Origin of the sequence: Pseudomonas sp. Irchel s3b5, assembly GCF_900187435.1 — a bacterium.
Lineage (GTDB): Bacteria > Pseudomonadota > Gammaproteobacteria > Pseudomonadales > Pseudomonadaceae > Aquipseudomonas.
In genome coordinates, this window is sequence record NZ_FYDY01000041.1 from 1 (window position 1) to 21724 (window position 21724).

The following is a 21724-nucleotide window of genomic DNA, read 5'->3' on the forward strand; positions in this document are numbered from 1 at the left end:
TGCGCAAGATCATCAAGACCCGAGGTCACTTCCCAACCGACGATGCGGCGACAAAACTGATCTGGCTTGGGCTGCGCAACATCACAGCAAACTGGGGCTCAGCGGCCCATGACTGGAAAAGTGCGATAAATCAATTCGCGATTCTGTACGGAGATCGATTTATCAGGCCTGCCTGGTAAAAGAATGGCCTGCCTAACGGCAGGCCGTTACCGGCCTGCACACAAAATATCTGACAGTCCCAGCTGCCACCCCTCTCGTTTAGCAGCAAGAGGAGTGGCACCCCAAAAAAAGGATCTAGTTTATGTTCAAGGTCACACCCAACCCGCCGGACACCGATCCGACCTCCCCCTACGAACCCGACTCCACCAAACTCAACGAAGCCGCCGAACGCGCCCTCGATTTCCAATTCCCCTCCACCGCCGACATCAAAGCCACGCCGCGCACACCCAGCACGCTGTTCATAGTCGACCCGCAAGCCACGAGCGAAACCCTCGCGGTATACCTGGTCGAGACACTGGCGTCGGTGGATGTGATGGTGCATCACTTGGTGGACTTGCTGGACGGTGGATCGCGCAATGCCCTGCTGGGCATTTCCAACAGCGTGATGCTGGCGGAGATCACCGCCAACCGCTTGCTGGACCAGATCGACCCACCCGAATAGAGCGGCTCACAGAAGCAGGGCTTTTGTGGCGAGGGAGCTTGCTCCCGTTCGGTTGCGCAGCAGCCGTCGTTTTGGGGCTGTTACACAACCCAGCGCGAGCAAGCTCCCTCGCCACAGGTCAATCAAACCGGTCGTGATGCCAGCCGCCACACGCGAGCAATATCTCTCGCCCGTTCACGCAGCAAGCGCGGCGCCTGGTCACAGGCTTCCTGCAAGGTCATCGGCCCACTCGACAGGGAAAACGCGGCATCGATGCCATGCTCGTACAACTCTTGATAATCCTCGCCCAATGTTCCGGCGATGACGATCACCGGCACGCCGTGTGCCTTGGCAATGCGCGCCACACCCATGGGTGTCTTGCCGCGCAAGGTTTGCGCGTCGAAACGGCCCTCGCCGGTGATCACCAGATCGGCGCCCGCGACCGCTTCTGCCAGACCCACCATTTCCGCGACCACGTCCACCCCGGACTTGAATTGCGCCCCCAAAAACGCCTTGGCGGCGAATCCCAAACCGCCCGCCGCCCCGCTGCCCGGCTCGTCGCGTACATCTTTTTTCAAGGCTTTTGCACAGAGCCCAGCGAAATGGTCCAGCGCTTGATCCAGCTGTTCAACCTGCTCCGGCGAAGCGCCTTTCTGCGGGCCGAAAATCGCCGAGGCACCGTGGGGGCCGCACAGCGGGTTGTCTACGTCTGCCGCGATGTCGAACCGCACACCGGCCAGGCGCGGGTCGAGGTCACTGAGGTCGATGTGCGTCAATCGCGCCAACGCGAGCCCGCCCGGTGCCAGCGGCATACCCTGGCCATCGGACAGTTGCACCCCTAACGCCTGCATCGCGCCGGCACCAGCGTCATTGGTCGCGCTGCCACCAATCGCCAGAATCACCCGTTTTGCACGGGCCTTCAGCGCCTCGCGAATCAACTCGCCCGTGCCGTAAGTGCTGCTGATACACGCGTCGCGCTCACCCGGCGGCACCAATTGCAGGCCGCTGGCTTCGGCCATTTCGATGATGGCGGTGCGGCTGTCAGGTAACCAGCCCCACTTGGCGTTCATGGGTGTGCCCAGTGGTCCTCTCACCACGATGTGGCGCAGTTCGCCACCGCAGACTGCAAGAATCGCCGCGACAGTCCCTTCCCCGCCATCGGCCATCGCGCATTTGATCAACTGTGCATCCGGCCAGACCTCGGTCAACCCCTTGGCAATGGCATCGGCCGCACCTTGCGCGCTGAGGCTGTCTTTGAACGAATCGGGGGCGATCACTATTTTCATGGGAATTCTCCTGTTCCAATCTCCATATGCTGCCAGCCACCCTGAACAATAACGCCGGTCCGGTGCACAAGCGGTTTTGAGGATTATTGTTCATTTCTACAAAACCAAAGGCACACACGCTCACTGCGGCAGCGCCTACGGGATATGTGTATCGGTCTGGGGCAGTAGCTGCACGCCCAGGTACAACGCCAACATGCCGTCGAGGCGCAATGGGTCGACGCCGCTGAGTTCAGCAATCCGTTCCATCCGATAACGCAGGCTGTTGCGATGAATCCCCAACGCATCGGCGCAGGCCTGACTTTGACCGTCGTGGTCACACCAACTGCGTAGCGTAGCCAACAATTGGCCATTGCTGTCCTTTGCGATGACTTTGCGCAGCGGGTTGAGTAACTCGTCAAGAGCATCGTCGTCACGGTGACGCCAGAGCATCACGGGCAGGCGATAGCGGTTGAGGGTCAGCAGTCGAGAGCCTGGCAACACATCACGCCCGTAAGCCAACAAGTCACCGACCCGACGATAGCAACGGCGTAAACCTGTCAGTCCATCGGCCTGCCCGCCCACGGCGAGGCGCAGGATGTTCCAGCCCAGGCCATCGAGCTTATCCAGCAAGCGGTCATTCTCGATGGATTGGCTGGCCGGTCGGCACCAGAGCAGCGAAGACTTGGCTGAACTCACGCACCAACTGTCGGGATAGCGGGTCGTCAACCAGGCGCTGAGCGCCTCGACGGTTTGCCCCGGCCCGTGTTCCAAACCCAATTCAAACAAGTACGGCACGCGGGTCATGTGCGGTTTCAAACCCAGTTGCTGTGCCTCGTCGATCAAGCGCGGCGAACTGCCGGCGTCACTGAGCAACAATGCCAGCAGATCATCGCAACGCTGGCGCCGCCATTGTTGCTCGGCCTGCTGGTTGCGCTGGCCCACCAGCATTTCGGCGGTCATGCGTACCAGCGCGGCGTAGGTGCGCAGTTGCTCGGGTTCACCAGTGATGCCAAGCACGCCGATCAAGCGTTGATCGAGCATCAGCGGCAAGTTGATGCCCGGCTGCACGCCCTTGAGATGAATCGCGGTTTGCGCGTCGATCTCGACCACGCGGCCGTTGGCCAACACCAGTTGCGCCCCTTCGTGGCGAGTGTTGACCCGCTCCGGTTCGCCGCTGCCGAGGATCAGCCCTTGGTTGTCCATGACGTTGACGTTGTACGGCAGGATGGCCATCGCCCGGTCGACGATGTCCTGGGCCAGGTCGTGATCGAGTTCAAACATGGGCGTGATCCTTGAAGACATGGATGGAACGGCTTGTTCACCCGCACAGGGCTGATTCGCAAACCCTGTGCGCAGGCACAAAGACAGCAACCATTACGGTGGCCGAGACTCTCAGGGCGATCAACGTTACCCTTTGCATCGCAAAAAATCATAATAAAGAGAGAGCCGCCATGTCACAGAGCGCCGTAGCGTCCCAGGCCATCGCTGACGATAAAAACGCCGTCTACAAACGCATTACGCTGCGTTTGATCCCCTTCATTTTCATCTGTTACCTGTTCAACTACCTCGACCGGGTGAACGTTGGATTTGCCAAGTTGCAGATGCTCGATGCGCTGAAATTCAGCGAAACGGTGTACGGCCTCGGCGCCGGCATCTTCTTTATCGGCTATGTGTTGTGCGGCGTGCCGAGCAACCTGGCCCTGACCAAGTTCGGCCCACGACGCTGGATCGCGCTGATGATGATCACCTGGGGCACGCTGTCGACGTGCCTGTTGTTCGTCACCACGCCGACCGAGTTCTACACCTTGCGCCTGTTCACGGGCGCGGCCGAAGCCGGGTTCTTCCCGGGCGTGGTGTTGTACCTCTCGCAGTGGTTCCCGACGTTCCGCCGTGGCCGCATCATGGCGTTGTTCATGTCGGCGATCCCGGTGTCCGGTTTGTTGGGCAGTCCGTTTTCTGGCTGGATTCTCAATCACTTCGCGGCCGGGCAAGGTGGCCTGGCCGGTTGGCAGTGGATGTTTTTGCTGCAAGGTGTTCCGACCGTTGTGCTCGGCGCTCTCGCCTATTTCCTGCTCAGCGACAGTTATGCCAACGCCAAATGGCTGACCCCGTTCGAGCGCTCGGTGCTGGAAGCCGACCATGCCGAGGACTTGGCCAACAAACCTAAAACCACCACCGATTCGCTGCTGGCGGTGTTCAAGAACCCGGCGATCTGGGCGTTCGGCCTGATCTACTTCTGTATCCAGAGTGGCGTCTACGCGATCAACTTCTGGCTGCCGTCGATCATCAAGAACCTGGGCTTCAGCGATAACCTGGTGATCGGTTGGCTCAGTGCGATTCCGTACCTGTTGGCTGCTGTTTTCATGTTGATGGTCGGCCGCTCGGCGGACCTGCGCAAAGAACGTCGCTGGCATCTGGTGGTGCCGATGCTGATGGGCGCGTTGGGGCTGTTGATCGCCGTGAACTTCGCCGCCAACCCGGCCATCGCCATCCTCGGCCTGACCATCGCCACCATGGGCGCCCTCACCGGCCTGCCGATGTTCTGGCCGGTACCAACCGCCCTGCTCAGTGCCGGTGCGGCTGCCGGTGGCCTGGCGTTGATCAATTCCATGGGCCAGATGGCCGGTTTCCTCAGCCCGTACCTGGTGGGCTGGGTCAAGGACAGCACTGGGTCGACCGATGCCGCGCTGTATCTGCTGGCAGGCGTGATTGTCTGCGGTAGCTTGCTGGCGTTGCGCATGACCCGAACCTTGCGCGCCTGATCACCACCCATTTCCCCTGTAGGAGCGAGCCTGCTCGCGATAGCGGTTTCACAGTCAACATGGATGTTGGCTGATACTCCGTCATCGCGAGCAGGCTCACTCCTACAGTTGATTGGAGTGTGTTTGAGATTTGCGTTTGCTCCCGGCAATGGTTCTGGTATCTGATTGAGCCTTTCCCACTGGTAAAAGGATTTGCTCATGAGCTATCGCACGCTGGGTCATTCAGGTCTGCAGGTGTCCACCCTGACCCTGGGCACCATGATGTTCGGCGAACAGACCAGCACTGAAGATTCCCTGCGAATCATCGCCAAGGCCTGGGACCAGGGCATCAATTTCATCGACACGGCGGACGTCTACACCAACGGTCGCTCCGAAGAAATCGTCGGCGAGGCCATCGCCAGCCACCGCCATGAATGGGTACTCGCCACCAAGGTCGGTTTCGGTCCGGTGGACGGCGTGCCGAACCGCAGCGGCTTGAACCGCAAGCACATTTTCAACGGCATCGACGCCAGCCTGACGCGCCTGGGCACCGACTACCTCGACATCTATTACCTGCACCGCGAAGACCACAACACACCGCTGGAGGTCACGGTGTCGGCCATCGGCGATTTGATTCGCCAGGGCAAAATCCGTTACTGGGGCCTGTCCAACTATCGTGGCTGGCGCATCGCAGAAGTCATTCGCGTGGCCGACCAGCTCGGCGTCGACCGGCCGGTGATCAGCCAACCGCTGTACAACATCGTCAACCGCCAGGCCGAGTCCGAGCAGATCACCGCTGCGCAAAACTACGGTCTTGGCGTGGTGCCTTACAGTCCGCTCGCACGCGGTGTGCTCAGTGGTAAGTACGCGCCGGACGTGAAACCGGACGCCACCAGCCGCGCCGGGCGTGCGGACAAACGAATTCTGGAAACCGAATGGCGCGTCGAATCGTTGCGCATCGCCCAGCAAATCCAGCAGTACACCCAACAGCGCGGCGTGGGCATCGTTGAATTCGCCATCGCCTGGGTGCTGAACAACAGCGCGGTCACTTCGGCCATCGTCGGGCCTCGCACCGAAGCGCAATGGGACGCCTACACTAAGGCACAAGCGGTAGAAATCACCGCCGAAGACGAGGCGTTCATTGACTCGCTGGTAACGCCGGGGCATGCCTCGACACCGGGGTTCAATGATGTGAGCCACTTTGTGTCGGGGCGCAAACCACGCATTGCCTGACGAAACTCATCCTCTGTAGGAGCTGGCTTGCCAGCGAAGGCGGCGTGCCTGACATACCGCGTCGTCTGGATCGCCAGCAAGCCGGCTCCTACAGAATCCGCCTACGGAGGTGATTGTTGATCAGTAATCACGGCTAAAACCACGTATCCTCCGCACCCCCGTTTCACCTTCAACCTCGCGAGGACAGCTTGTCTAAAGGTATCGCTCTATCGGTTTCAGCCTCGGTGCTGTTTGCCGTCATGTATTACTACACCTCGCTGCTCACTCCATTGAGCGGTGTGGAAATTTTCGGCTGGCGCATGTTGCTGACGGTGCCGTGCATGACCGTGTTCATGGTGGTGTCCGGCGAATGGAAACGCGTGGTCGAGTTGGTCCGGCGCGCGGTCGCCAAGCCAAAATTGATCGGCGGCCTGATCGCCTCTTCCGCCCTGCTCGGCGTACAACTCTGGCTGTTCATGTGGGCACCGCTCAACGGTTACAGCCTGGATGTATCCCTCGGTTACTTTCTGTTGCCACTGACCATGGTCCTGACCGGGCGCATCGCGTATGGCGAACGTCTCTCGTACCTGCAAAAAGTCGCCGTGGTGTTCGCGTGCCTCGGGGTGGTCAATGAGTTGTATCAGGTCGGCGGTTTTTCCTGGGCGACGCTGCTGGTGTGCATCGGCTACCCGACCTATTTCGTTCTGCGCAAGCGCTTGGCGGCGGACAATCTCGGCGGCTTGTGGCTGGACATGGCGTTGACGCTGCCCGTGGCATTCTGGTTCGTGCAGAGTGGCGAGCAAGGTTTCGGCGTGTTCGAGCAGCATCCGTGGCTGTCGCTGTTGATTCCGGTACTGGGCGTGATCAGTGCGTCGGCACTGGTGGTGTATATCATCGCCAGCCGCTTGCTGCCCTTCAGCCTGTTCGGGCTGTTGAGCTATGTCGAACCGGTGCTGTTGCTGGGCGTGGCGTTGTTGCTGGGGGAAAGCATCAAGCCCGGCGAGTGGCTGACGTACATCCCGATCTGGATGGCGGTGCTGGTGTTGGTGTTTGAAGGGTTCAAGCATTTGGTCCGACAGCGCAGAACCTAAAAAAAACCGGTCACAAAGGACCGGTTTTTTTACATTCACACCCGCTTAGTCAGTGGTCAACACACCACGACGCACCTGGTCCCGCTCGATCGATTCGAACAGCGCCTTGAAGTTACCTTCGCCGAAACCGTCATCACCCTTGCGCTGGATGAACTCGAAGAACACCGGCCCCATCAGGGTTTCCGAGAAGATCTGCAACAGCAGGCGCTTGTCGCCCGACTCGGACGAACCGTCCAGCAAAATGCCCCGCGCTTGCAGTTCGCCCACCGGCTCACCGTGGTTCGGCAAACGGCCTTCGAGCATTTCGTAGTAGGTTTCCGGTGGCGCGGTCATGAAGCGCATGCCGATACTTTTCAGGTGATCCCAGGTCTTGATCAGGTCATCGGACAGGAACGCAACGTGCTGAATGCCCTCGCCGTTGAACTGCATCAGGAACTCTTCGATCTGACCGGCGCCCTTGGACGATTCTTCGTTCAACGGGATGCGGATCATGCCGTCCGGCGCGGTCATGGCCTTGGAGGTCAGGCCGGTGTACTCGCCCTTGATATCGAAATAACGGATTTCACGGAAGTTGAACAGCTTCTCGTAGAAGTTGGCCCAGTAGGCCATGCGACCGCGATACACGTTGTGCGTCAGGTGGTCGATGATCTTCAGGCCTGCACCGACCGGGTGACGGTCAACGCCTTCAATGAACACGAAGTCGATGTCATAGATCGAGCTGCCTTCACCGAAACGGTCGATCAGGTACAGCGGCGCGCCGCCAATGCCTTTGATTGCCGGCAGGTTCAGTTCCATCGGGCCGGTTTCGATGTGAATCGGCTGGGCACCGAGCTCAAGCGCACGGTTGTAGGCCTTTTGCGAATCCTTGACGCGGAACGCCATGCCGCACACCGACGGACCGTGCTCTGCGGCGAAGTACGAGGCCACGCTGTTGGGTTCATTGTTGAGGATCAGGTTGATCGCGCCCTGGCGATACAGGTGTACGTTTTTGGAGCGGTGGGTCGCGACCTTGGTGAAGCCCATGATCTCGAAGATCGGCTCCAGGGTATTGGGGGTCGGCGAAGCGAGCTCGATGAATTCAAAGCCCATCAGGCCCATTGGGTTTTCGTATAAATCTGCCATGGTCGGCGCCTCATCATTCTTATCAATTAACAAAGGTTAGTTGCTAGCAATGCTGAGACCGGTGGGTGGCGCGCAGGAGATGCCCCGCACGCTGCGGGCGAGGAAGTCACCGTAGATCAGTTGAAACCCGAATATCTTCATTGTCGACCCAAGGCTCTTGCGGGCGAGGCTTCTGCTGCCAGAAGACGATTATTATTGTATGCGTAACCGGATTCTACACAGCGTAAATCAGTTTGTCCGCCTTCTGTATAAAATCCCCTTTTCCCGTGAGCGCGCAAGGGGTTTGTTGCACTGGAGGGTTTTGACAGGTTTTGCTCATGGATCGTCATACGTTCGCGCAACGAGGGTGCGGCGCGATCACGTATCATTCGACTGTCACGCTTGTTCGACGCCCGGCAGACAACCCGCAGCCGATGAGCATCAACGAGCGGCACAACCGCCAACGGCCAACTATCATGGCCATACCCGAACTCTTTATGGGAGGCCTACTGCCCTGCCAGCTTTTGAGAGCCCAACATCATTGCAACAGGTTTTGTGAATGCCACTGAAAGCCAAAGCTCACCAACGCAACCTCAGGGTTGCTATCACCCTGGTCAGTGGTTTGCTTCCAATCCTGCTGGGGGCCGTCATCCTCTATTGGCAGGCGGAGCGCACGCTTAAACAAGGCACCGAACAGACCGCCCACGAAGCGATTCGCCAGTTCGACCTGATGCTCGATAACACGGCCCATGCAGCCCAGATCTTGCTGCCGCTGGCCGGCCAGAACTGCAAAGACGTCACGCTCGCCCTGCGCGAACAAGTCACCCGCCGCCCTTTTGTGCGCTCGACCAATCTGGTCTGGGGCGATGATCTGTATTGCAGCTCGCTGTTCGGCGAGTACCACGAAGTAGTCAACCCTGGCGACTACACGCGCGGAGGGTTATGGCTCATGAACGGCAATCCGGTGACGCCCAATACGGCGTTGCTGGTGTATCGCCTCAGCGAAGGCAAGAAAGGCGTGCTGACGACCCTGGACGGTTATCACTTGAGCAACATCCTGCGCCTGATCGGCCGCAAGACCACGCTGTTGCTGCAAGTCGGCCCGGATTGGCTGTCGGCGGACGGCAAGGTCCACAAAGGTGAACGGCCAGAATTGCCGGTCGCCCAGAGCACTGAGCTGTCCGAAAACTATGCCTTTACTGTTTCGGCAGGTTTCCCCGAAGGCGAAACCTGGCGATACATGAGCAGCGAATACCCGCCCCTGTTCAGTTTGCTGATTTTTTTCGGTGTGATCTCCGGGTCCATCGTTCACTTCCTGCAAAAGCGCGCAATGTCGCCGACCCATGAAATGCAAAGGGCACTGGACGCGTCGGAGTTCATTCCGTACTTCCAGCCCGTTGTGCATGGCGACAGCAAACGCTGGGCCGGTTGCGAAGTGCTGATGCGCTGGAAACATCCAAAGGAAGGCCTGGTGCGTCCGGACCTGTTCATTCCGTTTGCCGAACACACCGGGCTTATCGTACCGATGACCCGCTCGCTGATGAAACAAACTGCCGCCCTGCTCGCACCGCAATCGGCCTCTTTCAGCGAGCCCTTTCATATCGGCATCAATATCACCGCGAGTCATTGCCAGGACCTGGTGCTGGTCAAAGATTGCCGTGAATTCCTTGACGCGTTTGCGCCCGGCTCGGTCCACCTGGTCCTGGAGCTGACCGAACGGGAATTGATTTCCCCGACAGCGACCACCCTTCAACTGTTCGAGCAACTTCATGAGTTAGGGGTAAAAATGGCCATTGATGACTTCGGCACCGGTCATTCAAGCCTTGGTTATTTGCGTCAGTTCAATGTGGACTTCCTGAAAATCGATCAGAGCTTTGTCGCCATGATCGGCATCGACACGCTCTCCAGTCACATACTGGACAGCATCATCGAGCTGGCAGGCAAGCTCGACCTGGCGCTGGTTGCCGAAGGTGTGGAAACAGAGGAGCAAAGTGACTACCTGAGCGATCAAAGAGTGAATTTCCTTCAGGGTTATCTGTACGGCAAACCGATGTCTGGTGCAGAGTTCATTAGCGCATTAAGTGACTATTAACTAACGGACTAACCGATAAAACAACGCTTTTACGCGCCATCGCGAATAAAAATACAACTGTTGTTACATGAAGAAAAAGTCAGGATTTACTCTTGGCCAATTAACTACTACAATTTTTCATGCCTGCAGTAAATTGGCAGGTGAGCCATTCTCACCGGGTCGCTTCAAGGCTCTTGGCTTATAGCTTTGTTCGCGGTTGGTATCAGCCAAACACACTATTGGAGTAAAGATATTGTCCAGACTCGCTGAATTTCGTGCAGCCGAAAAAGCCCTTCAAGAACAGCTCAAGCAGCTGGAATCCTTGAAGAACGATGCCGGGCTCAAGAAAGAAATCGAATTCGAAGAGAAGCTCCAGGGCTTGATGAAAACATACGGCAAGAGCCTGCGTGACATCATCGCCATCCTCGATCCGAACCCGAGCAAATCCGGCTTGCAGCAGGCCGCTGCGCCAAAAACCCGCCGCGCTCGCGTGGTCAAGGTTTATCAGAACCCGCACACCGGCGAACTGATCGAAACCAAGGGCGGCAATCATCGCGGCCTGAAAGCCTGGAAAGAGCAATATGGCGCCGCTACTGTTGATTCCTGGCTGCGCGGCTAACATTTGCAGCAATAAAAATGCCCTGCCAGTGCAGGGCTTTTTTTGTGGGCGCCATCTAAATCCAGGGAGGTCACGCTCACTTACCTAATTGCCTATCAACTTTGTGCTTAATCCATTCGGGTATCTAAATTTTTCTTCATGTGTCACGACGTCGCCGCCGCCAACTAAAGTTTCAGGCTGTTGCGTGCGACCTGTATTTCTCCCTCGCTCGCCTTGTAAGCCTCAGCCTGCCCGGCGTATGAAAGAACATAGGCTTTATCGGCACCCACCGCAGCGACCAATGTTTGAGAGAGCACATGCCTGCCATTCTGCGTGATGGTGCAGGTTGTCTCCAGTGCTGCCAATTGACTCAGTGTCGTCGCGCGAATGCGTGTACAGACACTTTGATAACCGCCCGCAAAGAAATCTTTTTGCACAGCCTTGCGCATTTCCAGCAACACGCCTTCCAGGTTTACCTGATGATCGTTTTCGACCTGGCTCACCGTCAGTTCCATGACCATGACCGGTGTACCGTCTTGATCATTCTTCACCGCCCGTTGGCGGCTGACCTTCGAATCGGCTTCGGGAGGAATGACTTCAACCTGCCAGCCGTCCGGCCAGGTCATGGCCGGCGCTTCGGCGAACGCAGGGTTAATGCCTGACAACAATGCCAACAGGACGAGCAGCGATTTACCGGTTCGAAACATTGCAATGAGCACCCAGAATTTAATCCGCAAAGTCTGGGCCCAGGCCGGCTGTCAGGCAATAGCCGACTGTTTGGGTTTGGCGATGTCAGAGCCCTTGCGTATCATTGTCGCCATTCGTTAGCCCACATATTTTCCGGAGGGCCCATGAGCCTGCACGAATTGAACAGCTTCCCGGGTGTCACCGCCCAGCCAGACACCGCCACCCAGAATTTTGTCTTCAATCACACCATGCTGCGGGTCAAGGACATCACCAAGTCCCTGGATTTCTACACCCGCGTGCTGGGCTTTACGCTGGTAGAGAAGCGTGACTTCCCGGAAGCCGAGTTCAGCCTGTACTTCCTGGCGCTGGTCGATAAAAACCAGATCCCGGCCGATGCTGCTGCGCGCACCCAGTGGATGAAGTCGATCCCGGGCATCCTCGAGTTGACCCACAACCACGGCACCGAAAACGATCCGGACTTTGCCTACCACAACGGCAATACCGACCCTCGCGGTTTCGGCCACATCTGCATCTCGGTGCCGGACATCGTCGCCGCGTGCGAACGTTTTGAAGCCTTGGGCTGCGATTTCCAGAAGCGCCTGAGTGACGGCCGCATGAAGAGCCTGGCGTTCATCAAGGATCCCGATGCCTATTGGGTCGAAATCATTCAGCCAACGCCGCTGTAAATTAACGTCAAAAGATCGCAGCCTGCGATCTTTATCAACACAAAAAAACCCCATGATCACTCATGGGGTTTTGTGTTTTCAGCGCCAGGGTTTATGCCGGGGCGGAAGTGCGGATCAAGTGGTCAAAAGCACTGAGGGAAGCCTTGGCACCCTCACCCACCGCGATCACGATCTGCTTGTACGGCACGGTCGTCACGTCACCGGCAGCGAACACGCCCGGCACCGACGTTTCACCACGCGCATCGACAATGATCTCGCCACGAGGTGACAACTCGATGGTGCCTTTGAGCCAATCGGTATTAGGCAGCAAACCGATCTGCACGAAGATCCCTTCCAGTTCCACGGTGCGCTGTTCGTCCGTCTGGCGATCCTTGTAGCGCAAACCGTTGACCTTCTGACCGTCGCCGGTGACTTCGGTTGTCTGCGCACTGGTGATCACGGTGACGTTCGGCAAACTGTGCAACTTGCGCTGCAACACGGCATCGGCGCGCAACTGCACGTCGAACTCAAGCAGCGTGACATGGGACACGATACCGGCCAGGTCGATAGCCGCTTCAACGCCGGAGTTGCCACCGCCGATCACCGCCACGCGCTTGCCTTTGAACAGCGGACCGTCGCAGTGCGGGCAGTACGCCACGCCCTTGTTGCGGTATTGCTGCTCGCCCGGGACGTTCATTTCACGCCACCGCGCACCGGTCGCGAGGATCACGGTTTTGGCCTTGAGCTTCGCGCCGCTGGCGAAGTGAACTTCGTGCAATTCACCTGCTTTGCCCGTGATCAATTTGTCTGCGCGTTGCAGGTTCATGATGTCCACGTCGTACTGTTTGACGTGTTCTTCAAGCGCGACAGCCAGTTTCGGCCCCTCGGTTTCCTGCACGGAGATGAAGTTTTCGATGGCCATGGTGTCCAGCACCTGCCCACCAAAACGCTCAGCCGCGACGCCGGTACGAATACCTTTACGCGCTGCGTAGATCGCCGCCGACGCACCGGCCGGGCCACCGCCGACCACCAGCACATCAAAGGCTTCTTTGGCGCTGATTTTCTCGGCCTGGCGTTCGATGCCGCTGGTGTCGATCTTGGCGAGGATTTCTTCCAGGCCCATGCGCCCCTGACCGAAGTTCACACCGTTGAGGTAGATGCTCGGGACCGCCATGATCTGGCGCTCATCGACTTCCGCCTGGAACAACGCACCGTCGATGGCGACGTGACGGATGTTCGGGTTCAACACGGCCATCAAGTTCAATGCCTGGACCACGTCCGGGCAGTTCTGGCAGGACAGCGAGAAGTACGTCTCGAAGGTGAACTCGCCTTTGAGCGAGCGAATCTGTTCGATCACTTCAGCGCTGGCTTTCGAAGGGTGGCCGCCGACTTGCAGCAGCGCCAACACCAGCGAAGTGAATTCGTGGCCCATCGGGATACCGGCGAAACGCAGGCTGATGTCGGCTCCCGGGCGGTTGATCGAAAACGATGGTTTGCGTGCATCGTCACCGTTATCGAGCAACGTAATTTGAGTGGAAAGACTGGCAACGTCTTTCAGCAGTTCGAGCATTTCCTGGGATTTCGCACCGTCGTCGAGGGAAGCAACGATCTCGATCGGCTGGGTGACCCGTTCCAGGTACGATTTCAACTGGGTTTTAAGATTGGTGTCCAACATACGGGCGATTTCCTTGAATTCTTGAGACAAAAAAACGCCCGAGCGAATCTCGCCCGGGCGTTTTTATTGGGCGGTGCAGCTTGCTTAGAAGGTGCGGATGTCCGCCCTGATGAAGCGCGTCACAGACTTAGATCTTGCCGACCAGGTCCAGGGACGGAGCCAAAGTGGCCTCGCCTTCTTTCCACTTGGCTGGGCAAACCTGGCCCGGGTGAGCAGCGACGTACTGGGCAGCCTTGATCTTGCGCAGCAGCTCGGAAGCGTCACGGCCTACGCCGCCATCGTTCAGTTCAACGATCTTGATCTGGCCTTCAGGGTTGATCACGAAGGTGCCACGGTCAGCCAGGCCAGCTTCTTCGATCAGTACGTCGAAGTTGCGGGAGATGGCGTGGGTCGGGTCGCCGATCATGGTGTACTGGATCTTGCCGATGGCTGGCGAAGTGTTGTGCCAGGCAGCGTGGGCAAAGTGAGTGTCGGTGGACACGCTGTAGATCTCGACGCCCAGCTTCTGGAACGCGTCGTAGTTGTCAGCCAGGTCTTCCAGTTCGGTTGGGCAAACGAAGGTGAAGTCGGCTGGGTAGAAGAACACGACCGACCACTTGCCTTTCAGGTCAGCGTCCGAGACTTTTACGAAGTCGCCGTTTTTGAAGGCGTCAGCTTTGAAAGGTTTAACTTGGCTGTTGATGATAGGCATCGTTGACTCTCCGTCAGGGGTTAAGAAGTTGATGGAAAGAACTTTACCTATCCAATCGCTCGATAGCTCATTGGCAAACCTGATGCTGCTGATTGGCTTTGGCTATTAGCCAACGTTATTAATAGAAGAAAACTGAATTTACGGTGCGACAGGTTTTTCGAGTCGCGTCATGCCCAGAAACGGGCTGGTCTCGATGTAGCGCATGGCGGACTTCATGTCCTTCCAGCCCACGTAGCTCATCAGCGACTTCAAGTCCCATCCACTTTGATGCGCCCACGTTGCAAAACCACGGCGCAGCGAGTGGCTGGTGTAATGCTCGGAGGCGATGCCTGCGCGCTCCAACGCCTGACGCAACAATGGAATCACACTGTTGGCGTGCAGACCCTCTTCGTTTAAATGGCCCCAGCGGTCGACGCCGCGGAACACCGGCCCGCGTACCAGCGCCGCTTCAGTGGTCCAGTCGATATAGGCCTGCACCGGGCACAGTCGCTGTAATGCCGGGGTTTGATAGGTTTTGCCGAGGTTCTCGCGATCACTCTTGCTGCGCGGCAGGTACAGCGTGATGCCGACAGCGGTGCTGGCCTGCACGTGTTCGATCTGAAGCCGGCACAACTCGTCACTGCGAAAGCCGCGCCAGAACCCCAGCAGGATCAATGCGGTGTCCCGCTTGGCGCGCAACAGCGCAGGACGGTCATTTTCGGCTTTCGCGGTTTGCGCTTCCTGCGCCAGCCAGGCCACCACTTGTTCCAGATGCTGAAGCTGCAAAGGCTCAGCCTGTTTCTCCTGGGCCGGGTGCAGCGCCCGAATGCCTTTAAACACCTTGCGCACCACTGGCGCTTTGGTCGGATCGGCAAAGCCCTGGCTGTTGTGCCACTGCGCCAACGCCGACAAGCGCAGCTTCAGGGTGTTGATCGACAACACCCCGGCGTGGGCGACCAGATAACGCGCCACGCTATCGCTGGTCGCCGGCAGAAACCCGCCCCACGCCACCTCGAAGTGTTCGATGGCCGCCCGATAGCTGCGCCGGGTGTTGTCGCGTGTCGCGGCTTGCAGGTAACGCTCGATATCACTCATTGAAAAACACCATCACCTGGGACTGCGGCGCTCTCGGGTTTTTCGCGAGCAGGCTCGCTCCTACAGAGTGCGTTGTGTACTGGAATAAAGCCTTGAACCCACGAAATCAGGAATGACACGGGGTAATACCAGTATATCCCGTGTTAATTACATTCAGTATTTAACTTTTTAGTTTGAATGGTACAATGTGTATTGAAATGGTATGTACCACAGTTATAAATCGTAGGAGATCTCATGGCACGTGGCGGCGTAAATAAAGCGGTAGTTCAGGCTGCCCGGTTGGCAATCCTCGCTCGTGGTGAAAACCCCAGCATTGATGCGGTACGGATCGAGATGGGCAATACCGGGTCGAAAACCACGATCCATCGCTATCTCAAAGAGCTGGATGACCGAGTCGAAATCACTGAAGAACCGTCAGCGCCGATTGACGATGAGCTGCTGGCATTGGTCGCGCGACTGGCGCAACGGCTCAAGGAGCAGGCGCAAGAGCCTATCGATCAGGCCCGCGAGCAGTTCGAGCAACAGCGCAAAGACCTGGAAACCCAGTTGGCCGAAGCAAAAGACAACAACACTGAGCTGCAGCAACAATACGAATTTCAAAGCCTGGCACTGACCCAGGAATCCGAAGCCCTGCAAGAAACCCGCGCCCTGCTGCAATCGGAGCAATCGCGCAACGCCGGCCTGAACCAGGCCCTGACCGATTTCGAGTTGCGCCTGCAAGACAAGGACGAGCAGATCCGCTCCCTTGAAGAGAAACACCTGCATGCCCGCGAGGCGCTGGAGCACTATCGCAACGCGGTCAAGGAGCAGCGTGAGCAGGAGCTGAGCCGCCACGAAGGCCAGGTGCAACAGCTACAGATGGAATTGCGTCAGGCGCAGCAGAGCGCGCTCGTCCGCCAGGACGAAATCACCCAGCTGCACCGTGACAACGAGCGCTTGTTGACTGAAAACCGCGGCACGCTGCGAGAGCTGAGCCTGATGCAGGAGCAGCTAAAGCAAAGCAATACCCGTCAGGATCAACTGCTGGAGCAGACAACCCGCGTAGACAGCGAGCGCACCCTCCTCCAGGAACGCTTGCGCATCGCCCTGCTGGAAAGTCAGGCGCTCAAACAGAATGTCGATGAGCAGTCGCAGATCAACAAATCATTGGAATTTGAATTGACCAAAGCCCAGGCAGACCTGGAGGAAAGCGTGCGTCTGGCGGCCGTCGTTGCGACGGCGCCAGACGCAGCCAAAGACGATTAACCGGCGACCGGCGTACGCATGGTGACGAACTCTTCGGCGGCCGTCGGGTGCACGCCGATGGTCTCGTCGAAGTCGCGCTTGGTCGCGCCCGCCTTCAACGCAATCGCCAGGCCCTGAACGATCTCCCCGGCCTCCGGACCGACCATGTGGCAACCCAGCACTTTGTCGGTCTTGGCATCCACCACCAGTTTCATCAAGGTGCGCTCCTGACATTCAGTCAGGGTCAGCTTCATCGGGCGGAAACGGCTCTCGAAAATCTGCACCTCATGGCCAGCTTCGCGAGCCTCCTCTTCGGTCAAACCGACGGTGCCGATATTCGGCAAGCTGAACACCGCCGTCGGGATCATCTTGTAATCCACGGGACGATATTGCTCAGGCTTGAACAGGCGTCGCGCAACCGCCATGCCTTCGGCCAGCGCCACCGGCGTCAGTTGCACGCGACCGATGACATCGCCCAAGGCCAGGATCGACGGCTCGGCGGTCTGATAGAGATCATCGACCTCGACGAAGCCTTTCTTGTCGAGTTTGACCCCGGTGTTTTCCAACCCGAGATTGTCCAGCATCGGACGCCGACCGGTCGCGTAAAACACGCAATCGGCTTCCAATTGGCGACCATCCTTGAGCGTGACTTTCAGGCTGCCGTCAGCCTGCTTGTCGATGCGCTCGATGTCCGCGTTGAACTGCAGGTCCATGCCCCGCTTGGTCAGCTCTTCCTGCAAATGCTTGCGCACCGAACCGTCAAAACCGCGCAGGAACATCTCACCGCGATACACCAGCGTGGTTTGTGCGCCGAGGCCATGGAAAATCCCGGCAAACTCGACGGCGATATAACCACCACCCACAACGAGAACTCGCTCGGGCAGTTCTTTGAGGAAGAACGCCTGGTTGGAACTGATCGCATGCTCATGCCCCGGAATCTCCGGGATCTGCGGCCAGCCGCCGGTGGCGATCAGGATGTTTTTCGCGGTGAAGCACTCACCATTGACCTCGACCTGATGCGGATCGACGATCTTCGCGTGCCCCTCATGCAAGGTCACGCCACTGTTGACCAGCAGGTTGCGGTAGATGCCGTTGAGGCGATTGATCTCACGGTCCTTGTTGGCGATCAGCGTCGGCCAGTCGAACTGCGCTTGGCCCAGCGTCCAGCCAAAACCCGAGGCCTGCTCGAAGTCATCGGCGAAATGCGCGCCGTACACCAGCAATTTCTTCGGCACACAGCCGACGTTCACACAGGTACCGCCCAGGTAACGACTCTCCGCAACGGCCACTTTCGCGCCAAACCCGGCCGCAAACCGCGCCGCCCGCACACCGCCGGAACCGGCACCAATCACATAAAGGTCAAAATCGTAGGCCATTTTCAATCTCCTTGGCAGGTGACCAGCATACCTGCGGACGCCCACGGAGCAAGCATTGTGCAGAAATGCGCAGCCCAATCTTCGTTTTCGATCAATGCCCCTCTGCAGATTGCGTTTTCGATGGCCGCAGAGTGCGCCAAGCCATCAAAATCGCCGTGAGCGCCAAGCCGAACGTCACCCACGAAACCAAACCGATCCCACCTTCGAATGCCCTTCCCGCCTGCGCCATCAATTCCCTTGCTTGATCACCCTTCAAACCTGCCGCCACATGATAGGCGCCAGACAGCGTCTCACTCGCCAGCATCATCTGCTCTTCGCTCAGAATCCCCGGAAGCTGCAATGCGCCGCGATAGTAGGCCGTAACGACACCGCCGAGCACTGTCGTCCCCAAAACCACACCCACTTCATATGCCGTTTCGCTAATGGCAGACGCGGCGCCCGCCTTTGCTGTTGGTGCGGATGACAAAATCACATCATTGGATACCGTCGCGATCGCGCCCACGCCAATGTTCAGCAAGGCAAAAGCCACCACTAAAACGGTCAGGCTACTGCCCATACTGGCGACCAGCAAAAACGCCGCTCCAGCAAACGCCATCAAAATCGGTATCAGCACATGCACCTGTAATCGCTGTGCGACAGGCACGACCGCCATCCCCACTACAATCGCCATGACCTGACCAGGAATCAACGCGAGGCTAGCACTCAAGGGCGACATCTGAAGAACGATCTGCAGAAACTGAGTGGTAAAGAATACGAAGCCGACGAGAAACGCGAGGCTCATCAAATTGATCGCGACAGAGCCGCTAAAGGTGCCACTGCGGAACAGAGCCAGGTCCATCAGCGGCACTGGCAAACATAACTGTCGACGCACAAACATCCAGCCCGCAACTACGCCTACTGCTAACGCTGTCAGCGTCATCCAGTCGATACCATTACTCGCGCTGTGTTTAATGCCATAAACGATGGCACCAAGGGCAACCATCGATTGCACGATACTAAGCGGATCCAGTGGTCCTGAAGCGTCTCGCTCAGATTCGGGCAACAACATTGGGCCCAGTATCAGCAGCGGCACCAACACGGGCACCGCCAACAGGAAAATCGCCCCCCAACTGAAGAACTCCAGCAACACACCGCCCACCAAAGGACCGAGTGCCGAGCCAACCGTCAACGTCGTTGCCCAGATCGCGACTGCCAGTCTGCGTTCTTCTCGGTCCTCGAACACCGAACGTATCAAGGCCAACGTTGAGGGCATCAGCATTGCACCGAAAACGCCCATACAAGCTCGCCCGGCAATCAGTTGCGTTGAGGTATCGGAATACGCGGTTAGCACCGACACAATCGCAAAACCCAATGACCCTGCCAGCAACAACTTACGATGACCGACTCGATCTCCCAGACTACCCATCGACACCAGCAACCCCGCCAGTACCAGCGAATAAGCATCGATCATCCACAACTGCTGGCTAGCGCTCGGACCCAGAGCCTCGGCAATTTTTGGCAACGCGAATCCAAGCACCGTATTGTCAACTGTCACCAGGAGTACAGGCAGCATCAGCACGCTTAGGCCTAACCAACGCTTTGATCTCGCTCCGCAGAGTGTCGGCTCACTTATTAATGCCATGGGTAAAACTCCTTACTGCACACAAAAAATTCACGAGGCATTTTCATTGCGCTCGTGAAACCTTTCCTGCGCACTTCCTTGGTGTCGTAGTCAACGCTGCCTATCTCATCCATGCCAGCGGAATTGAGCAACACATGAGTCCCGATAGCGGTAAATAACGAACTAGAATCGCCTGAGGAAATTGCCAAGCGCTCCGCCCAACTTGACCATAGAAACTGGGCTTGTCGGTCCATATCTAGTTTTAATCGACCATAATCGCTCGAAAGCAGACCGCTTGTTACCTCCCCGAAACATCCATTCATCGCGCCCGCAGCTTTTGACGCTGCATTTTTGCGATCCGTCTCACCTATGCGACATACGCTTAGACCTCGTGTTGATAGCTCATAAGCAATTGAGCCACCAACTGCTCCTGCGCCCACGACAATAACGTCGAACACCATGTACACCTCGAACCGTCACCAGCGACGGAGAAATAAATTATCATTCGGGAAACAATTTATTTCTAAAACTTCGGCACACTGCAATTCAATACGTAAATCATTTCATATTATATCCACGTTACAAATGGACATAGACACATGCAAAATGTATGAAAAAGCCTTCAGACAACAGGAGACAAACAACAAAAAACACCTTAATAAAATTACGCCAACCCTTTTTTGCGAACACACGCGCCCAGCAAAACAAATAATTTACTGCCAGCATTTTAAACGAGTTAGCTATTAGTCTCGCGCAATGGGTGACATCAATATTTGAAAGGTTTTTTTCGACGCGCAAAAAAAACGCCCCGAACAAGTCGGGACGTTTTCTTAGTCTCACCTATGTTTTACACAGCGTGAGTTTATTTTTTCAGTACAAGCAACCAAGGCGCTATCAGTAAGCCTTGCCTGTCTTGTAGAAGTTCTCGAAGCAGAAGTTGGTCGCGTCGATGTAGCCTTCGGCGCCGCCGCAGTCGAAACGCTTGCCCTTGAACTTGTAGGCAATCACGCAACCATCCTGCGCCTGTTTCATCAGGGCGTCAGTGATCTGGATCTCGCCACCCTTGCCTGGCTCGGTTTGTTCGATCAGGCTGAAGATGTCCGGCGTCATGATGTAACGACCGATGATCGCCAGGTTCGACGGGGCATCTTCCGGCTTTGGCTTCTCGACCATGTTGCGCACGCGGTACAGGTCGTCACCAATCAGGTCGCCGGCAATCACACCGTACTTGCTGGTTTCTTGCGGATCTACTTCCATGATCGCGACGATCGTGCAGCGATACTGCTTGTACAGCTTGACCATCTGCTTCAGTACGCCGTCACCTTCCAGGTTGACGCACAGGTCATCCGCCAACACCACGGCGAACGGCTCGTCGCCGATCAGTGGGCGACCGGTCAGGATCGCGTGGCCCAAACCTTTCATTTCAGTCTGGCGAGTGTAGGAGAACGAGCACTCATCCAACAGGCGACGGATGCCGACCAGGTATTTCTCCTTGTCGGTGCCCTTGATCTGGTTTTCCAGCTCGTAGCTGATGTCGAAGTGGTCTTCCAGGGCGCGCTTGCCGCGACCGGTGACGATGGAGATTTCGGTCAAACCGGCATCCAGTGCTTCTTCGACGCCGTACTGGATCAGTGGCTTGTTCACCACCGGCAGCATTTCTTTAGGCATGGCTTTAGTCGCTGGCAGGAAGCGAGTACCGTAACCGGCTGCTGGGAACAAGCATTTCTTGATCATAAAAGTCCTTGAAAGGGCTGTGTGTACGAGTTTCGGCGCAGTCTAATCAGCCAGTGAGCACCTTACAATGCCCTGCGCTGGCTAACCGATGTCAACATAGAGAAATATTCGCCCGGATAGTTCCCCGCAGGTTTAGCAGACGGCTGCGCAACCCTAGCAGAGACTCGCCGATTTGCACTGACATCAAATAACAAAAACGCCCACCCTGCGCGGGTCAGCACCGGTTCGGTGCATTTGGCGCTATCATGGCGCGATTGAACCAGACAACGAGGCAAATAG

Annotated in this window: 19 protein-coding genes and 1 pseudogene; 9 read left to right on the forward strand and 11 right to left on the reverse strand. The window is 57.3% G+C overall.

Translation table 11 applies throughout. The annotated features are described in order from the left end of the window. Nucleotides 1–179: pseudogene (locus CKW15_RS25910) on the forward strand (IS256 family transposase); the annotation flags it as partial. 122 nt (nt 180–301) lie between these two features. Next, on the forward strand, nt 302–661 hold the full coding sequence (locus CKW15_RS25915) for a DUF6124 family protein (protein WP_095152917.1): 360 nt from the start codon (nt 302–304) through the stop codon (nt 659–661). Nucleotides 662–783: 122 nt separating this feature from the next. Here CKW15_RS25915 and CKW15_RS25920 read toward each other — a convergent pair whose 3' ends face one another. Then, nucleotides 784–1926, reverse strand: coding sequence for a glycerate kinase (locus CKW15_RS25920; protein ID WP_095056051.1), 1143 nt, complete (start codon nt 1924–1926; stop codon nt 784–786). Nucleotides 1927–2061: 135 nt separating this feature from the next. Beyond that, nucleotides 2062–3186: a sugar diacid recognition domain-containing protein gene (locus CKW15_RS25925; protein WP_095056050.1), complete on the reverse strand. Its 1125-nt coding sequence runs from the start codon at nt 3184–3186 to the stop codon at nt 2062–2064. 170 nt (nt 3187–3356) lie between these two features. On the opposite strand from CKW15_RS25925, the gene CKW15_RS25930 reads away from it, so the two are divergent. The 3 genes from CKW15_RS25930 to rarD all read left to right on the forward strand — a co-directional run bounded on the left by CKW15_RS25930 (nt 3357) and on the right by rarD (nt 6949). Further along, nucleotides 3357–4667 carry an MFS transporter gene (locus CKW15_RS25930; RefSeq protein ID WP_095152918.1) on the forward strand — a complete coding sequence of 437 codons (1311 nt, stop codon included), beginning with the start codon at nt 3357–3359 and terminating at the stop codon, nt 4665–4667. 198 nt (nt 4668–4865) lie between these two features. Further along, nucleotides 4866–5879: an aldo/keto reductase gene (locus CKW15_RS25935; protein WP_095152919.1), complete on the forward strand. Its 1014-nt coding sequence runs from the start codon at nt 4866–4868 to the stop codon at nt 5877–5879. Nucleotides 5880–6067: 188 nt separating this feature from the next. Next, entirely contained in the window at nt 6068–6949 is an 882-nt protein-coding gene (gene rarD / locus CKW15_RS25940; RefSeq protein ID WP_095152920.1) for an EamA family transporter RarD, read from the forward strand. A 45-nt stretch (nt 6950–6994) separates the two neighbouring features. Here rarD and hppD read toward each other — a convergent pair whose 3' ends face one another. Next, nucleotides 6995–8071: a 4-hydroxyphenylpyruvate dioxygenase gene (gene hppD / locus CKW15_RS25945; RefSeq protein ID WP_095056046.1), complete on the reverse strand. Its 1077-nt coding sequence runs from the start codon at nt 8069–8071 to the stop codon at nt 6995–6997. Nucleotides 8072–8609: 538 nt separating this feature from the next. Here hppD and CKW15_RS25950 point away from each other — a divergent pair. Together CKW15_RS25950 and CKW15_RS25955 are read left to right on the forward strand one after the other, a co-directional pair. Next, nucleotides 8610–10142: an EAL domain-containing protein gene (locus CKW15_RS25950; protein WP_095152921.1), complete on the forward strand. Its 1533-nt coding sequence runs from the start codon at nt 8610–8612 to the stop codon at nt 10140–10142. 232 nt (nt 10143–10374) lie between these two features. Beyond that, nucleotides 10375–10740, forward strand: a complete 366-nt coding sequence (locus CKW15_RS25955) for a histone-like nucleoid-structuring protein, MvaT/MvaU family (protein WP_095056044.1) — start codon at nt 10375–10377, stop codon at nt 10738–10740. 164 nt (nt 10741–10904) lie between these two features. Here CKW15_RS25955 and CKW15_RS25960 read toward each other — a convergent pair whose 3' ends face one another. Continuing rightward, nucleotides 10905–11426: a DUF4946 domain-containing protein gene (locus CKW15_RS25960; protein ID WP_095152922.1), complete on the reverse strand. Its 522-nt coding sequence runs from the start codon at nt 11424–11426 to the stop codon at nt 10905–10907. 144 nt (nt 11427–11570) lie between these two features. On the opposite strand from CKW15_RS25960, the gene gloA reads away from it, so the two are divergent. Continuing rightward, nucleotides 11571–12092: a lactoylglutathione lyase gene (gene gloA / locus CKW15_RS25965; protein WP_095056042.1), complete on the forward strand. Its 522-nt coding sequence runs from the start codon at nt 11571–11573 to the stop codon at nt 12090–12092. A gap of 91 nt (nt 12093–12183) precedes the next feature. On the opposite strand, the gene ahpF is transcribed toward gloA, so the two are convergent. The 3 genes from ahpF to CKW15_RS25980 form a co-directional block, all read right to left on the reverse strand. Continuing rightward, nucleotides 12184–13746, reverse strand: coding sequence for an alkyl hydroperoxide reductase subunit F (gene ahpF / locus CKW15_RS25970; RefSeq protein ID WP_095152923.1), 1563 nt, complete (start codon nt 13744–13746; stop codon nt 12184–12186). Nucleotides 13747–13873: 127 nt separating this feature from the next. Next, on the reverse strand, nt 13874–14437 hold the full coding sequence (gene ahpC / locus CKW15_RS25975; RefSeq protein WP_007975937.1) for an alkyl hydroperoxide reductase subunit C: 564 nt from the start codon (nt 14435–14437) through the stop codon (nt 13874–13876). Between the two features lie 138 nt (nt 14438–14575). Beyond that, nucleotides 14576–15511, reverse strand: coding sequence for a site-specific integrase (locus CKW15_RS25980; protein WP_095152924.1), 936 nt, complete (start codon nt 15509–15511; stop codon nt 14576–14578). A 234-nt stretch (nt 15512–15745) separates the two neighbouring features. Here CKW15_RS25980 and CKW15_RS25985 point away from each other — a divergent pair, with 234 nt between their 5' ends. Then, nucleotides 15746–16756 (forward strand): DNA-binding protein, encoded by a 1011-nt coding sequence (locus tag CKW15_RS25985; RefSeq protein WP_095056039.1) that lies wholly within the window; start codon nt 15746–15748, stop codon nt 16754–16756. Here CKW15_RS25985 and gorA read toward each other — a convergent pair. From gorA to galU, 4 genes are all read right to left on the reverse strand, one after another. After that, nucleotides 16753–18111 carry a glutathione-disulfide reductase gene (gorA, locus tag CKW15_RS25990; protein WP_095152925.1) on the reverse strand — a complete coding sequence of 453 codons (1359 nt, stop codon included), beginning with the start codon at nt 18109–18111 and terminating at the stop codon, nt 16753–16755. The two genes, CKW15_RS25985 and gorA, sit on opposite strands and share 4 nt — an antisense overlap. Before the next feature lie 91 nt (nt 18112–18202). Further along, entirely contained in the window at nt 18203–19732 is a 1530-nt protein-coding gene (locus CKW15_RS25995) for an MFS transporter (protein WP_095152926.1), read from the reverse strand. Continuing rightward, entirely contained in the window at nt 19723–20169 is a 447-nt protein-coding gene (locus tag CKW15_RS26000) for an FAD-dependent oxidoreductase (RefSeq protein WP_256583277.1), read from the reverse strand. Before CKW15_RS26000 ends, CKW15_RS25995 begins: the two co-directional genes overlap by 10 nt. Nucleotides 20170–20605: 436 nt before the next feature. Beyond that, complete coding sequence (gene galU / locus CKW15_RS26005) at nt 20606–21445, reverse strand: UTP--glucose-1-phosphate uridylyltransferase GalU (RefSeq protein WP_046027377.1); 840 nt, start codon at nt 21443–21445, stop codon at nt 20606–20608. Between the last annotated feature and the right edge of the window lie 279 nt (nt 21446–21724).